15 protein-coding genes are annotated in these 13,828 nt (G+C 72.6%); 6 read left to right on the top strand and 9 right to left on the bottom strand.

The features are described from left to right. Nucleotides 1-602: 602 nt before the first annotated feature. A complete protein-coding gene (locus OG852_RS11710; RefSeq protein WP_133917060.1) occupies nucleotides 603-1,394 on the top strand; it encodes a COG4705 family protein in 792 nt (263 codons plus the stop codon). Nucleotides 1,395-1,422: 28 nt separating this feature from the next. Here OG852_RS11710 and OG852_RS11705 read toward each other — a convergent pair whose 3' ends face one another. The 5 genes from OG852_RS11705 to OG852_RS11685 are packed head-to-tail and all read right to left on the bottom strand — an operon-like array spanning nucleotide 1,423 to nucleotide 5,500. Continuing rightward, nucleotides 1,423-2,769, bottom strand: coding sequence for a sensor histidine kinase (locus OG852_RS11705; protein WP_166663759.1), 1,347 nt, complete (start codon nucleotides 2,767-2,769; stop codon nucleotides 1,423-1,425). A 29-nt stretch (nucleotides 2,770-2,798) separates the two neighbouring features. After that, nucleotides 2,799-3,461 carry a response regulator transcription factor gene (locus tag OG852_RS11700; protein WP_133917058.1) on the bottom strand — a complete coding sequence of 221 codons (663 nt, stop codon included), beginning with the start codon at nucleotides 3,459-3,461 and terminating at the stop codon, nucleotides 2,799-2,801. After that, nucleotides 3,415-4,233, bottom strand: a complete 819-nt coding sequence (locus OG852_RS11695; RefSeq protein ID WP_133917057.1) for a phosphatase PAP2 family protein — start codon at nucleotides 4,231-4,233, stop codon at nucleotides 3,415-3,417. The genes OG852_RS11700 and OG852_RS11695 overlap by 47 nt, the downstream gene beginning before the upstream one ends. After that, nucleotides 4,230-4,835 carry a phosphatase PAP2 family protein gene (locus OG852_RS11690; RefSeq protein ID WP_133917056.1) on the bottom strand — a complete coding sequence of 202 codons (606 nt, stop codon included), beginning with the start codon at nucleotides 4,833-4,835 and terminating at the stop codon, nucleotides 4,230-4,232. The genes OG852_RS11695 and OG852_RS11690 overlap by 4 nt, the downstream gene beginning before the upstream one ends. Next, entirely contained in the window at nucleotides 4,832-5,500 is a 669-nt protein-coding gene (locus OG852_RS11685; protein ID WP_166663756.1) for a DedA family protein, read from the bottom strand. Before OG852_RS11685 ends, OG852_RS11690 begins: the two co-directional genes overlap by 4 nt. Nucleotides 5,501-5,636: 136 nt before the next feature. Between OG852_RS11685 and OG852_RS11680 the strand changes: the two genes are divergently transcribed. Both OG852_RS11680 and OG852_RS11675 read left to right on the top strand, forming a co-directional pair. Beyond that, nucleotides 5,637-6,005, top strand: a complete 369-nt coding sequence (locus OG852_RS11680; protein ID WP_133917054.1) for a BlaI/MecI/CopY family transcriptional regulator — start codon at nucleotides 5,637-5,639, stop codon at nucleotides 6,003-6,005. After that, on the top strand, nucleotides 6,005-6,934 hold the full coding sequence (locus OG852_RS11675) for a M48 family metalloprotease (protein WP_133917053.1): 930 nt from the start codon (nucleotides 6,005-6,007) through the stop codon (nucleotides 6,932-6,934). Before OG852_RS11680 ends, OG852_RS11675 begins: the two co-directional genes overlap by 1 nt. 58 nt (nucleotides 6,935-6,992) lie before the next feature. On the opposite strand, the gene OG852_RS11670 is transcribed toward OG852_RS11675, so the two are convergent. Together OG852_RS11670 and OG852_RS11665 are read right to left on the bottom strand one after the other, a co-directional pair. Next, nucleotides 6,993-7,895, bottom strand: a complete 903-nt coding sequence (locus OG852_RS11670) for a M48 family metalloprotease (protein ID WP_330347904.1) — start codon at nucleotides 7,893-7,895, stop codon at nucleotides 6,993-6,995. Then, nucleotides 7,892-8,275 (bottom strand): BlaI/MecI/CopY family transcriptional regulator, encoded by a 384-nt coding sequence (locus OG852_RS11665; RefSeq protein WP_133917051.1) that lies wholly within the window; start codon nucleotides 8,273-8,275, stop codon nucleotides 7,892-7,894. Before OG852_RS11665 ends, OG852_RS11670 begins: the two co-directional genes overlap by 4 nt. A 110-nt stretch (nucleotides 8,276-8,385) precedes the next feature. Between OG852_RS11665 and OG852_RS11660 the strand changes: the two genes are divergently transcribed. Both OG852_RS11660 and OG852_RS11655 read left to right on the top strand, forming a co-directional pair. Then, nucleotides 8,386-9,909, top strand: coding sequence for a hypothetical protein (locus OG852_RS11660; RefSeq protein ID WP_330347903.1), 1,524 nt, complete (start codon nucleotides 8,386-8,388; stop codon nucleotides 9,907-9,909). Nucleotides 9,910-9,977: 68 nt separating this feature from the next. Further along, on the top strand, nucleotides 9,978-10,859 hold the full coding sequence (locus OG852_RS11655) for a lysylphosphatidylglycerol synthase domain-containing protein (RefSeq protein ID WP_133917096.1): 882 nt from the start codon (nucleotides 9,978-9,980) through the stop codon (nucleotides 10,857-10,859). Nucleotides 10,860-11,116: 257 nt separating this feature from the next. Here the strand turns inward: OG852_RS11655 and OG852_RS11650 are convergent, their stop codons facing one another. Both OG852_RS11650 and OG852_RS11645 read right to left on the bottom strand, forming a co-directional pair. After that, a complete protein-coding gene (locus OG852_RS11650; protein WP_208117365.1) occupies nucleotides 11,117-11,854 on the bottom strand; it encodes a polysaccharide deacetylase family protein in 738 nt (245 codons plus the stop codon). Next, on the bottom strand, nucleotides 11,851-13,242 hold the full coding sequence (locus tag OG852_RS11645; protein WP_208117364.1) for a glycosyltransferase: 1,392 nt from the start codon (nucleotides 13,240-13,242) through the stop codon (nucleotides 11,851-11,853). The genes OG852_RS11650 and OG852_RS11645 overlap by 4 nt, the downstream gene beginning before the upstream one ends. Nucleotides 13,243-13,411: 169 nt before the next feature. Here OG852_RS11645 and OG852_RS11640 point away from each other — a divergent pair, with 169 nt between their 5' ends. Further along, entirely contained in the window at nucleotides 13,412-13,828 is a 417-nt protein-coding gene (locus OG852_RS11640) for a BlaI/MecI/CopY family transcriptional regulator (protein WP_133917049.1), read from the top strand.

Below are 13,828 nucleotides of genomic sequence, written 5' to 3'. Positions count from 1 at the left end.
GGAGCCGCTCCGTGACGGTCTTCTTCCCTTCGCGGGTCCGGAGTAGATGTCTTGGAGCGCCGGCAGGGTGACAGGCGGGGCTGTAGCAGGAAGAGGCCGCCTGCCCGGAAGGCCCCGCGCAACGCTGATGCGGGATCGCTTCGATGTGCTGTTCGCGGGCGAGGAGCTCACTGACCGCTGTCCCGCTGAGGGGCGACCTGGTTCTCGCCGGGGCATGTGGCGCCGGCCTCGGTGCTGCAGTTCGCCGAAGTCCTCTCGGACCGGGCGGCGGCTCAGGCCGTGCGCACTCGTCGTCCGTCGATGACCGTCTCACTGTCCTCGCCCACCGGCGTTCATGCGCACCTGGACGGACCCGAACACCGCTACAGGATCGATGTCCGGCTGTTGGGGTGACCAACTGTCGCGTCCTGCTTTTCAGTCGTCAGGCCGATGCCCAAGACCGCCGGTACCACCGGGCGCACGCTGCTGACCAGTGCATCGGCCTCTGTGTTCAGGTCGCGTTCAGGTTCGGCTGCGCCTCGGGCAACTCCCGTACCGGAAGCGCCAAAACTCTGGCAAAGGGGTCTGTGGTGACGGCCGGGCGCCATGTCATGGTGCCTGCCATGTCGACTGATCACCTCACTCACAACCGGCCTGTGGGCCACATCCGTCACGCGGCGAGCAAGGTGCCGGAGGTGACCGTTTACTTCTGGATCATCAAGGTGCTGACCACCGGGATGGGCGAGACGGCGTCCGACTTCCTGGCCCACCTGCTCGGCCCGATCCCCGCTGTGGGTCTCGGCGGCATCGCATTGGCGGCCGCACTGGCGGTGCAGTTCGCCGTCCGCCGGTACGTGGCCTGGGTCTACTGGACGGCGATCGTCATGGTCAGCGTGTTCGGCACGATGGCCGCCGACGTCCTGCACGTCGGCCTCGGGGTGCCGTACACGCTCTCGACCCCGTTCTTCATGGCTGCGCTGGCCGCCGTCTTCGCCCTCTGGTACCGCGTCGAGCGCACCCTGTCCATCCACAGCATCCACACCCGGCGCCGCGAGACCTTCTACTGGGCTGCCGTGTTGGCCACGTTCGCGCTGGGCACCGCCGCGGGCGATCTCACCGCCACGATCGGCCTCGGCTACCTGGGCTCCGCCGTCCTGTACGCCGCCGCGATCGCCGTTCCGGCCGTCGCTCATCGGTGGGGGAGTTTGAACGCGGTGGCCGCGTTCTGGGCCGCGTACGTCATCACCCGCCCGCTCGGCGCCTCTGTCGCGGACTGGATGGCCGTCGGCCACAGCCGGGGCGGACTCGACCTGGGTCTGGGGCCGGTCACGCTGTCCTGGACGGTGGCCATCCTCGGCTTCGTCGGCTACATGGCCGTCTCCCGCAGGGACGTCCAGCGCGACATGACGCCGTGATACGCCGGTGGCGTCGAGTGCGGCGCGGTCACGCGGCAGGCAGGCTGACCACGAACCGTGCCCCGGGGGTGTGTCCGGGGTCGTACGTCACCTCGCCCCCGGCGGAGCGGGCCAGGCGTTGCGCCAGTGGCAGTCCCAGGCCCGCTCCGCTGTGTCCGTCGCCGGGATCGGCGCGCTGACCGGGCTCGAAGAGCTGCCCGGCGAAGGGGATCGGTACGCCGGGCCCGTCGTCGATGACGTCGACGCGTACGCCGTCCGGTGCGCGGTAGGCGCGGACGGCGACCTTGGAGCGGGCGTAGCGGCAGGCGTTGCTCAGGAGCGGGCTGACGATGCGTTCGAGGAGGGCGGGTGGGACTCCGGCCTCCAGGGGCGGGCTGTCAGCGGCGACTGTCAAGTGACTGGGCGTGTCGAGGACTTCGGTGAGGCGTCGCAGCGTGGGGAGGATTTCGGCGGTGCCGGGAGCGGTGGGTGCGCCGCCGCGGGCGTCGTCGAGAAGGGTGTCGCAGATGGTGCGCATGGACTGGGCGGCTTCCGCGATGACCTTGTGTGTGGCGTGGGTCTGGTCGGCGGTGCGGGGGCGGGTCTGCCACCAGCTGAGTTCGGCGATGATCCGGCTCAGGGGTGTGCGCAGCTCGTGCGAGAGTTCCCCGGTGAGCTGCCGCTCGTGCCGCAGGAGTGTGCGGATGCGGTCCAGTATGGCGTCCAGCGATGTACCCAGGCGCGCGAGTTCGGCCGGGTGCCGCATATGGCCGAAGCGTTCTTCGGAGGTGACGGCGCTCCACTGGGTGGCCTGCTCGGTCATCGTGCGGACGGGGCGCAGCGCGCGACCTACCGCCAGCCGGGTGAGAGCGTAGGTGCAGGCGAGCATCACGGCGTCCAGGGCGAGCGATCCCAGGAGCAGGGTGTCGGCCGAACTCCGGTACGGCGAGAGGTCGAGCGCGGTCACCACGGTGGCCTCGCTCCTGCCTCCGGGTACCGGGTGGGAGCACAGCCGGAGGGGGCCGTGGACGTCGGCGGTGACGCACCGCAGCCCGCCGCGCCCGGCGAGTGCGTCGGCGAAGCGGGTGAGGGGGCCGGCGTTCGGAGGCTCTTCCAGCAGGCGTCCGTCGGCGTAGATCCACACGTTGGCGTCGAGGAGGGCGTCGTTGGAGGTCTCCAGGACACGTACGGTCGTGCCAGTGGTGTCGATGGTTGTCGCGACGGCGGCGGCGCGGGTGCGCAGTTCGTCGTCCGCCTGGTGCTGGAGGCGGTGCCGGGCGACCACGTTGAAGGCGACGGTGAGGACCAGCATCAGCAGCGCGGCCGTGGTGAGGGCCACGAGGGAGAGCCGGCCGCGCAGAGTGCGGGGCGCCATACGGTGGAGGAAGGCAGTCATGGCGGGCCGCAGCCGGTGGCGGGTGCCGCTCATGACAGTCGGTGCCCGATCCCGCGTGCCGTGCCGATCGTCCGGTCGCTGCCCGCCTCGCGCAGCTTGCGGCGCAGTCGGGTCAGGTATTGGTCGAGGGTGTTGTCGTGGACCTGGGCGCCCTCGGGCCAGGCCGCCCGGACCAGATCGCGGCGGCGCACGATGCCGCCGGAAGCCGCCATGAGCGCCGCCAGGAGACGGAACTCGGTCGGCGTCAGGTCGACTGGGGCGCCTCGGACGCTGACCACGTGCCGGACTGCGTCCAGTGCCAGGTCTCCCGCTGCGGCAGCGGGCGGTGGTGCGGCCCGCTTGAGGGCTGCCCGCAGGCGGGCGGCGAGTTCGGTGAGGTGGAAGGGCTTGGGCAGGTAGTCGTCGCCTCCGGCCGAGAACCCGGACAGCCGGTCGCTGAGCCGGTGGTGAGCGGTCAGGAAGATGACGGGGGAGAGGAATCCGTTCGCGCGCATGGCCTGGCACACGTCCCTCCCGTCGGCGTCGGGCAGCCCGATGTCGAGCACGGCGGCGGAGATGTCGGGGGCGGCCAGTCGTAGGGCGGTGGCGCCGTCCGGTGCGGGCACGGTGTCGAAGTCCTCGTCGCGCAGTCCGCGCATGAGCACGTCACGCAGGGCGTGATCGTCCTCGACGACCAGGATCGTCTGGCGCATGGTCCTCCCTCTGCTCTCGTGCCACGCCCGTGTGCTCCGCTGCCGTGTCCGCTCGGCCCCCTGCTGTGCTGCCCGTCGGTTCTGCCGTCCTGCGCGCCGTGTCCGTGTCCATGTCCGTGGTGCCGGGGGTCCATCGCTCCGGAAGCCAGCGGGCCGCAGCGCTCAGGCACAGGCCCAGCCAGCCGAGGGCGAACAGCCAGCCGCCGACGACATCGGTGAACCAGTGCACTCCGAGGTAGACGCGGGTCAGGCCGACCAGCGCGCCCCAGGCACCGATGACCAGGGTGAGCAGGGTCGTGCCGCGCGGGCCGCGCATGCGGACGGCGATGATCAGCAGTCCCGCGGTGAGGGCCGACGTGGTGGTGTGGCCGGACGGGAACGCCCATCCCGAGGCATGCGTCGCCCAGTCCGGCAGCGGCGGCCGGGGCCGGGCGACGAGCTCCATCACCGCGTACCTCAGAGCCTGGCCCGCCCCAAGGCAGACCAGACAGAGCGCGACGGCAAGCGCCCGCTGCCGACGGGTGCGCCCCGCGATGATTCCGGCCAGCATCGCCAGCGCGTACGGGACGACACCGGTCCCGGTGGCGGTCAGCCCGCGGGCGAGCGCCACCGCCACGTCGGGCCGGTGGGCGACGGACCAGGAGACGAGGTCGGCGTCCCCGAACAGCGGCAGGCCGTCGTGACCCACCACGACCATGGTCAGCACCCCGAACGCCGTCCACGCGCCGAGGCCGCAGCTGCCGGCCAGTTCGGCCACCTCGCCGCGCTTCACGACACCACCAGCAGCGGACGCAGACGGGTGGCCGCGAGCCGCAGGGCTGTGCCCTCCGCACGCCTGCGCAGCGCCGACATGACGAGCAAGGCGACGAGCGCGCCCACCACGACCCCTGCCAGGACGTCGTGGGGGTAATGCGCCCCCACCCAGACACGCGAGACGGCCATCGCGCAGGCAGCCACCACGGCGAGTACGCCGAGCCGACGGGAGACGAACAGCAGGGCGACGGCGGCCGCTGCGGCGATGGCTGCGTGGTTGCTGGGGAAGGACCAGTCGCCGGGTGCCGGACACGCCTCCAGCGTGGCCACCCGCAGGCTCTGGCAGGGCCGGTCCTCCCGCACCAGCAGCTTCAGCACCGCGTCCACCCCGAAGGCCACGACCACGACGAACGGCACGGCGAGCGCCGTCACCGACGCGGCGGCGTCCACACGCCGGGCGCGCCACCAGCCGACCGCCATGAGCACCGCGAATACGGCGAGCCCGTACGTCGACCACGCCGACACCGCGTTGTCCAGCCACGCCGGAGCATGCTGAGCGAGGTGCACCACGTCGGTGTAGGCGGAGCCGTCGACCGACGAGCCGTCGAGGGCGAGGATCATCCGCGTGCCTCCTTCGCCTTCGCGTTCCGGCGCGAGCGGTACACCTCGGAGGCGACCGGAATCAGCGACAGGGCCACGATCACCGCGACGATCGGCAGCAGATAGCGGTCCACGTTGGGCACGGAGGAGCCCAGCGCGTAGCCCGCCAGTGTGAGGCCGAGGCTCCACACCAGTCCGCCGGTCACTTGCCAGACGGTGAACGTCTGCACCGGCACCCGCAGGGCGCCCGCCATCGGGTTCAGGACCGTGCGCACCACCGGAACGAAGCGGGCCAGGACGATCGCCTTCGCGTATCCGTAGCGCTCCAGCAGCTCCTCCGCGCGTTCCGCCCCCTCGTGCAGGCGGGCCGAGCGGCTGCGGGAGAGCAGGGTGCCGCCCGCTCTACGGCCCAGGAGGTAGCCGCACTGTGAGCCGGCCAGCGCTCCCACCGCCGCGGTGGCCAGGAGCGGGCCGAGTGACAGCTTCAGGCCGCTCTCGGCGGTGCCGGTGCACAGCAGACCGGCTGTGAACAGCAGGGAGTCGCCAGGGAGGAAGAAGCCGATCAGCAGCCCGGTCTCGGCGAACAGCACCACGCCCACGCCCAGCACGCCGAACGCGGACAGCAGCGACCGCGCGTCCAGCACGTTGAGGGCGAGCTGCGACGATAGATGCATGGCTGTGGTCATCGTCGGGAGCTCCTTCATCGTTCTTCCGGACTGTCGGATGCGGCGGAACGGTGGGCGCGGCGGCATCCAGCGACTGACTACAATCCTGTAGTCAGTCTACTGAACTGTAGACGATGGCGGAGTGAGGAACGTTCCCATGAAGGACGCGAGGGACGAGAGACGGCCGGCTGGCGAGCTCGAGGCCGCCGTCATGGCCGCGCTGTGGGCCGCCGGGGCCCCGCTCACGCCAGGGCGGGTGCAGGCCGAGCTCGGCTCCGGCCTGGCTCGGACGACGGTGGCGACGATACTGACCCGTCTGCACGAGAAGGGCGTCGTGGACCGGGAGCGGGAGGGGCGCGGCTACGCCTACTTCCCCGTCCAGGACGCGCCCGGCCTGACCGCCCGGCGCATGCACACCGAACTCGACCGGGACACCGACCGGGAGACGGTTCTGGCCCGCTTCGTGGCTCAGCTCAGTCCCGGCGACGAGCAGCACCTGCGCCGGCTCCTGGAGGGTGACGAGTGATGACCGCTCTGCTGCTTCTCCCGCTGATCCTGCCCTTCCTCGCGCCGACGCTGGCCCGCCGGACCCTCGACCGCCTGGCCCCCGCCACCGCGCTGTGGGTCCTCACCGCCTCAGCCCTGGCGCTGGCGGGAGCCTGCGTCGCCGCCCTGGGGGCCCTCGTCCTTACCGGACTGCTCAAGCTTCCCGTCTTCGCCGCCCTCGGTGAGCTCGTCCACCCTCTGCGGACCGCCTCGGACTACTTCGTCGTCCCCGCCGCCATGGCGGCCACCGGGGTGCTCACCCTCAGCGTCTGGAGCCTCGTGCGCTCCGCCTTCCGGCAGACCCGCGCCTTCCGCACCGCTCGCACGCAGGCCGACCGCTGCCCCGCCGCAGGTGACCTGTGCGTGATCGAATCTGCCGATCCGGATGCGTACGCGCTGCCCGGGCGGCCCCACCGCATCGTCGTCACCACCGGCATGCTGCGCAGTCTGGGACCGGCCGAGCGTGAGGCCCTCTTCGCCCATGAGCGCGCCCACAACCGGGCCGGCCACCACTTCTTCCTGGCCGCCGCCGAACTCGCCGTCCACTGCCACCCCGCCCTGCGCAGCATGCGCGCCACCATCCGGTTCGCCGCGGAGCGGGCTGCCGACGAGGCCGCCGCCGAGGTCACCGGAGACCGGCGCCTGATCGCCACGGCCATCGCCCGCGCCGCCCTCGCCGGAAATGCCTCCCCCTCTACCCGCCCGGACTTCGCGCCAGCGGCGACGACCGGACCGGTGCCGCAACGCGTCGCGGCGCTTCTCGCACCGGCCCGGACGCGCCCGCGCTCCACCCGGCGTACCGCGTTCCTCCTCGTGGCCTGCACGGTCCTGTCCGTCGCCGCAGGAGCGGCAGGCGTCGTCGACTTCCACCATGAGGTCGAGGTCGCCCAGGGCGAGGAGGCTCCCTGACCGGTTCGGCCCCGGCGACACCAGCCTGAAGCTCAACCGGCCCGCCGCGTGATCACCCTCAGGCGAGGACCGGTTCCAGCAGCCGGAGGAGATCGCCGGTGGCGTCGGCGGCGCCGAGCGCGGTGAGGGCGCCGACAGCCAGAACGGTCGCCGACAGCGGCCACAGTCGCGGGGGTGGGGCGGCCTGGAGGGCGGCGATACGGCGGGAGACCGCGCGATCGGGGAAGCCGAGTCCGTGCGGTGGCTCCCGGCGGCTGGCCGTGAGCGCTGCCCGCGCGAGGGCGCGGGCGGTGGACGCGCGGTCCCCGACCACCGCGGCCGCCTGTTCGTCGGCCCAGCGTTCCAGGAGGAAGGTGACCATGTGCCGGACCGGGGTGAGGAGCGGGTTGGCCGCGGCGGCCAGGGTCACGGCGGTGCTCAGCCGTGCGTGGCGGTGGGTCAGGTGTGCCCGTTCGTGGGCGAGCAGGACGCGGCGTTCTTCGGCGGAGAGGGCGCCCAGCATGGTGTCGGTGACCAGGATCCGGCCCGGTGAACCGATGCTTCCCGGGATGGCGAACGCCATGGCGGCGGCGGAGGCGGCCACGATCAGTTCGGTGCCCTGCGGCTGCCCCTCGCGCAGCGTCCGCAGCGCTCGACGGGTGAGGTACTCGGCGCGGGCGGCTCTGAAAAACCGGTAGGCCACGACGAGGAGCAGCGCACAGGCGGCGAACGCGACGACCTCCGGTACGGGCTCAGGTAGCCGGCGGCCGTCCTCGCGGGCGTCCGCGACGACCAGGGGGGCTTCGTCGAGGAGAGTGGCGACCAGCAGGAGCAGGGACCACACGGTCGCCATCGCGCTGACGACGGCGGCACAGGCCAGCACGCGGGCGGCGAGCGCAGGTGCCACTCGGCCGCCGATCAGCGGACAGACTCCGGCAAGCAGGAGTGACAGCAGGAACGGTGTGTAGACATCGACCCTCACCGTTCCTCTCCCTTCAGCAACTCGCGCAGCGCCCTTTCCTCCTCGGCACTCAGTCCGGTGACGAACCGCTGGAGCGCCGCTATGGGGTCAGGGCCCCGGTCGAGCGCCTCATGCATGGCCTGCGCGGTCAGCTCGGCAGCATCCTTGGCCGGCCGGTAGGCACCACGCCGCCCGTCCGCATCCCTCAGGACGAGCCCCTTGTCGTAGAGGCGCTTGAGAATGGTGTGCACGGTGTTGTAGGCGAGCTCGCCGTCGAGTTCGGCCTGGACCTCCGCCGGCGTCAGCGCCCGGTCCGCCGCCCACAGGGTGCCGAGCACCTCGCTCTCCAGCTCGCCGGCGTTACGCCGTTCGGCTCCGCCCCGCGGGCTCGTGCCAGCCATGTCTGGAACCTTACAGCGCGTAGGGGCGCTCCGGTCCGAGGTGTCGGCGCAGACCCTACAGCTTGTAGGGTTAATGTGACCCTACAAGCTGTAGGGGTAAGGGGTGAGTGATGAGAAACGGCCCTCAGGCCACGGACAGCGCGTCAGCCACGTCGGCGGGCCCGCGCAGGCCCGCCTTGCTCACGGCCGTTCGCCTCACCCCACGATCCCGCGGCCAGGTGGCGCTCGCGGTCGTGGCCGGCGCCTTCACCCTGGCCCAGCTCCTTCTCGTACGACCGGGGATGGGTCTCGGCTGGGACGAGTCGGTCTACGTCAGCCAGGTCTCCTCCCACGCGCCGGCCGCGTTCTTCGGCGCCCCGCGCGCACGTGGCGTCCCGCTGCTGGTGGCGCCGGTCACGGCCTGGTCGTCGTCCACGGTGCTGCTACGGATCTACCTGGCCGTCCTGTCAGGTCTCGGCCTATTCCTCGCGCTCCGTGCCTGGCGGGGGGTCTTCCCCGCGCGGGTGCTCGCGACCGCGGGCGCCTTGTTCGCCACCCTGTGGGTGACCCTGTTCTACGGCCCTCAGGCCATGCCCAATTATTGGGTCGCGGTAGGTGCCCTGGGCGGGGCGGGCTGCTTCCTGCGCGCGCAGGCGAACCGCTTCGACCGCGCGGGTCTGTGGGGCGTGGGCCTGAGCGCGGCCCTCATGGCCTGGATGCGCCCCACGGACGCGGTCTGGTCGAGCCTGCCCCTGCTCGTACTGCTGGTATGCGTACGGCGGTGGCGGCGTCCCGCGCTGCTGGGAGCGCTGGTCGGCGGCCTGATCGCCGGGGCGGCCGAGTGGGTGATCGAGGCGTACGTCTCCTACGGCGGCCTGGCACACCGCCTGTCCGACGCGTCCCGCATCCAGGGCGGCCTCGGCTGGAACATCGCCGTCGGAGACCAACTGCGCGCCCCGGGCGGACGTACGCTGTGCCGCCCGTGCACCGGCGCCGCGCCTCCTCTGCCCGTGGCCCTGTGGTGGTATGCCCTGCCGCTGCTCGCCGTCCTCGCGGCCGTGGTCGCCGTCCGCGCCCGGAGGCCCGTCGCCACGCTGGTACCGGTGGCCTGCGCCGCCTCGGCGGCCTTTCCGTACCTCTTCCTGATCGGCTACGCGGCGCCCCGCTTCCTGCTGCCCGCCTATGCACTGCTGGCCGTTCCCGTTGCCGATCTCCTGGTGCGCCTGGTGCGGGCGCCCGGACGGATCCGCCGGCCGCTGACCGTGACGCTGCTGACCCTCGCTCTGGCCGGGCATCTGGCCGTGCAACTCGTGGTGCTGGAGGACACCGTGCGCCGTACCACAGCGGCACACCGCGAGTGGGCCTCCGTCGCCGCCGGGCTGCACAGGCTGGGCGTTCGCCCGCCCTGTGTGGTCACGGGACTGAACGACGTCCCGATCGCCTACTACGCGGGCTGTTCCTCCGCCGCGACCATCGGCCACGACGCCAACACCACGTCGGCCGGCATCCGGCGAACCGCCCACCGCCTGCCCTTTGCCACTCTCGTGGCAAAGGGCGGCAGCCCGCCCAGCTACGCCCGGTCCTGGACCCCGCACCAGGTGGTCGGCGTGCGCGTGTACGTGTCACCCGCCGTGACGGCGGGAGGGCGGCAGTGAGCGCCACCGGCGTTCCGCTGTCCCGCGGCCTTGGCCGGCCCTGGCAGCTCGCCGTCACCGCAGCCGTAATGGTGGCGGCCGTCTGGCTGCTCGCCGCACACCGGCACACGGTGGACGCTGGTGCCGACCGGCTTGCCGTCGCCGATCGAGCCTGGCTGCTGGCGGCCTGTGCGGCCGCTTTGGCGACCTGGGTGTGCGCGGCCGTCGCCCAGCAGGGAGCGGTGGCCGAACGGCTGCCTGCCGGGCGGCTGGTGGCGGCGCAGTTTGCGGCGTGCGCGGCCAACCACGTGCTGCCTGCCGGGGTCGGCGCGACCGCGGTCAATCTGCGGTTCCTCACCCGCTGCGGCCTGTCCACCGCCCGCTCGGCGACCGCGCTCGCGGTCAAGGCAGCCGTCGGTGGGCTGGTCCGCCTCGCGCTGGCCGTCGTACTGCTCCTTGCCTCGTCCCGCACCCCGCGGCTTGCGCCGGCCGTCCCGCGCGCCTGCGTCACGCTCTCGGCGGTCGGCTGCGTCGCCGCGGTCGCCGCAGCCGTGGCACTGAGCCGAACGGCGCGTCGCGGCGTGGGGCGCGCGGCCGGCCGGGTCCTGGCCGACGTGCGGGCGGTGCACGTCCGGCGGGCCAGGGCCTGCGCCCTGTGGGGCGGCTCGCTCGGCTTCGCCCTGCTGCACGCCGCCGTCCTGATCGCCGTGGTCCGGGCATTGGACGTGCCCGTGCCCGCCGCTCACGTCCTGCTGGCGTACCTCGTTGCCAGCGGCGCCGCCGTACTGCTGCCCACTCCGGGCGGTCTGGGCTCGCTGGACGCCGCGCTCGTGCTGACACTCACCGCGACGGGGGTGCCGGGAGCCGCGGCCCTGTCGGCGGTCTTCGGCTACCGGCTGCTGACGGCCTGGCTGCCGCTGTTCCCCGGCCTGCTGGTGCTCGTGTTGTTGGCTCGCCGCTCCGTCCTGTGATCTTGGCCGGACACCGAGAAGGCCCCCAGCCTGAACGCGCCCCTCTGTGTGGTCCCAGGCATGCTGCGCTGATGTTCCTGTCGTGGGTGTGCGATCCCCGGGGGCGATGGTCAGCTCGATGTCGCTGCCGCCCGCCGGTGAGGGGCGGCCGGGATCGTCGATGCGTTCGAAACGGGCGAAGACGCCGGGTGACGGCGACGGTCCTCCGGACCGTGATCCGGCGATGGGCGATCGGCAGGAGATCGTCGACCGCGATGTCAGGCCGGACGAGGCCATCCGTGGTCGCGCAACCGGCCTACCTCGTAGCCCCGTTGCGCACACGTGTCGAGGATGCGGGGGAGCGCGCTCAGGGCCGAGCGCCACGCGCCCGGGGCGGACGTGCAGTCCGAGTCGTGGAGCAGGATGGTTTCCCCGCCGTCGAGGTCGGCCGTGACGGTGCGGTGGACGGACTCAGGCGTGGCGCGGGCGGTCCAGTCCTCGCCCCAGCAGGTCCACAGCACGGGAGTGAGACCGAGGCGGTGGGCGGCCAGGTGTGCGGGGGTCGACATGACGCCGTAGGGGGGCCGGAAGAGCGCCGGCTGCTGCCCCGTGATGTCGGCGACGGCGTCGCGGGCACGGGCGAAGTCGTCGTACGTTGCGCGCGGGCCGCGCAGCAGCAGCGGGCGGTGCAACCAGCCGTGGATCCCGATCTCGTGGCCCGCCGCCGCGATTTCGCGGACCAGACCGGGCGAGCGGTGAGCCTCGCGGCCCAAGAGGAAGAAGGTCGCGCGGACGTGGCGCTCGGCGAGGAGACGTAGGAAGTGCGGGGTGGACATCAGGTCGGGTCCGTCGTCGAAGGTGAGGGCGATGTGATCCGGGCGGCCCCGGCCGGAGAGCCGAGGCATGGCGCGGTTGCGCAGCGGCCCGAAGGTGGAAACGACGGGCGCGGCATAGGCGGTGACGAGGGCGGGCAAAGCGGCGAGAGAGGCGGTGCGGACCAGCCGGGCGGCGGTCACGAGTGGTGGCCTTGAGGGGCGTGGGCCGGACGGAGGTCGTCCAGGTCGAGGCCGTGCCCGATGGCGTGGATCACGCCTGGGCCGTCGTACGCGGTGGCGATCCCCGTGCCGACGGCGCAGGCCCACACCCCGCATGCCACGGCTGCGGTGGCGACGAGCCGGCGTGCCGCCGGACGGCGCCGTCGCGCGGCGGACCGGGGTGGCAGCGGCGGCAGCCCGGCGCGGTGGACGCGCGCTGTCTCCGCGGCGGGTCCGCCGTCGGGCTCGGCGGCGAAGAGGGCGAGCCCGACCGCGCGTTGGCGCAATCCGAGCGGGCCGTCGATCAGGTCGCACAGCACGGCCTTGAGGCGGGCCGGGTCCCGGATCCAGACCGCCGCACCGGCCTCCTCCAGAGCCGCGGCGTTGGTGAGCCCGTGGCCCGGTATGCACCGGTAGCTCGCGACGGGCAGCCCGGTGGCGAACGCCTCCAGGGAGCTGAGCCCGCCGGCGTTCTGGACCAGGACGTCCGCTGCATGCATAAGGGCGGGCATGTCGTCGACCCAGCCATGGACGTGTTCGATGCCGTCCGCGCGAAGCTGCTCGGCCAGCGCATCGTTGCGGCCGCAGACGACCACGGGGACGGCAACACCGCAGTCGCGCAGCTCCAAGGCGACCTGCCGGACCGGTCCGACTCCCCAGGAGCCGGCGACCAGCAGCGCCAGCGGGGCGTTCTCCGACAGCCCGAAGCGGGCCCGGGCAGTGTCGCGCTCCTGTGCGCTGCCGGGACGGAACCGCGGATCCACCACCGGCCCGCACACCCGAACGTCCCGCGCGCCGGCGGCCCGGGCCTGGGCCGCGGGCACGGCGTGTGCGGCGAGGTGGATGTCGACGCCGTCGGCCACCCACAGCGGGTGCACGGAGAAGTCGGTGAGATACGTGAGGACGGGCACGGTCAGCCGCCCGCGGAGCCGCAAAGCGCCCAGGACACGGCTGGCTCCCGGGTAGGTGGAGACGACCGCGCCGGTGCCGGGGTGCAGCGCGCGCAGCACGCGTTCCTCGGCGGTTCGCAGCAGCGCCCGCGCCAACGGCCCGCCCCCACCCGCGCGTTCGGTGCTGCGGTAGACCCGCTGGTAGGCCCAGGGGGCCTGGACCAGCATGCGGTGGTAGCCGTCCCGGACCAGGCGCCCGATCCGGGCGGGCAGCAGGTCCAGCAGGTCGAAACGGTCGACGACGAGGCCGTGGGCCGTGAGTCGGCGTTCCAGTTCGGCGGCGGCGCCGTCGTGACCGGCTCCGATGCTCGCCGAGACGATCGCGACGCGCTCGGCTCGTGCCGTGACAGTCACCGGCTCGGGACGCAGGGCGGCGGCCGCCAGGGCACGCAAACGCACCGAACTTCCTAGATGGGGCATAGGGGCTCGTTCCTCCACGGGTGGGCTGGGCGGCCGAACTCTACAACATGTAGTAGGTAGGCTCGTACAAGATGTAGTAGCTCTCGTGGCGGAGGTCCCGTCGTCGACGTCCTACGAGCCGTAGTAGCTCCCCGGGTAGGCTGGGCCACCAGCGGGAAGGCGGTGAACGGTGCACGACCAGAAGAGCGGCGACGAAAGCGGCGGTGCGACCGGCAGGAGGGCGCGCGGGGAGCTGGAGAGCGGTGTCCTGTCCGCCCTGTGGGCCGTGGACGAACCGCTCACCGCTCGGCAGGTCCTGGAGCGGTTGCCAGGCGACCTCGCCTACACGACAGTGCTGACGATCCTGTCGCGCCTGTACGACAAGGGCATGCTCGTACGGCACCCCGTAGGCCGCGGATACGCCTACACGCCCGTCCGGGACGAGGCGTCCGACACGGCCGTGCGCATGCACAGCCTGCTGGAGCGCGGCTCTGACCGGGAGGCGGTGCTCACCCGTTTCGTGAATGAACTCTCCCAGGAGGACGAGCAGTTGTTGCACCGCCTGCTGGGCGACCAGGGCGCCGGGCTCGGCGACGACGGGCCGTGA

Source organism: Streptomyces sp. NBC_00582, assembly GCF_036345155.1.
Lineage (GTDB): Bacteria > Actinomycetota > Actinomycetes > Streptomycetales > Streptomycetaceae > Streptomyces.
This window is presented reverse-complemented; position numbering and strand designations above follow the sequence as displayed.

Bases quoted from the DNA above. Each gene is read 5' to 3' on its own strand.
- OG852_RS11710 (WP_133917060.1), top strand. From the start codon at position 603: ATGTCGACTGATCACCTCACTCACAACCGGCCTGTGGGCCACATCCGT.
- OG852_RS11705 (WP_166663759.1), bottom strand. From the start codon at position 2,769: ATGACTGCCTTCCTCCACCGTATGGCGCCCCGCACTCTGCGCGGCCGG.
- OG852_RS11700 (WP_133917058.1), bottom strand. From the start codon at position 3,461: ATGCGCCAGACGATCCTGGTCGTCGAGGACGATCACGCCCTGCGTGAC.
- OG852_RS11690 (WP_133917056.1), bottom strand. From the start codon at position 4,835: ATGATCCTCGCCCTCGACGGCTCGTCGGTCGACGGCTCCGCCTACACC.
- OG852_RS11685 (WP_166663756.1), bottom strand. From the start codon at position 5,500: ATGACCACAGCCATGCATCTATCGTCGCAGCTCGCCCTCAACGTGCTG.
- OG852_RS11680 (WP_133917054.1), top strand. From the start codon at position 5,637: ATGAAGGACGCGAGGGACGAGAGACGGCCGGCTGGCGAGCTCGAGGCC.
- OG852_RS11675 (WP_133917053.1), top strand. From the start codon at position 6,005: ATGACCGCTCTGCTGCTTCTCCCGCTGATCCTGCCCTTCCTCGCGCCG.
- OG852_RS11665 (WP_133917051.1), bottom strand. From the start codon at position 8,275: ATGGCTGGCACGAGCCCGCGGGGCGGAGCCGAACGGCGTAACGCCGGC.
- OG852_RS11660 (WP_330347903.1), top strand. From the start codon at position 8,386: ATGAGAAACGGCCCTCAGGCCACGGACAGCGCGTCAGCCACGTCGGCG.
- OG852_RS11655 (WP_133917096.1), top strand. From the start codon at position 9,978: ATGGTGGCGGCCGTCTGGCTGCTCGCCGCACACCGGCACACGGTGGAC.
- OG852_RS11645 (WP_208117364.1), bottom strand. From the start codon at position 13,242: ATGCCCCATCTAGGAAGTTCGGTGCGTTTGCGTGCCCTGGCGGCCGCC.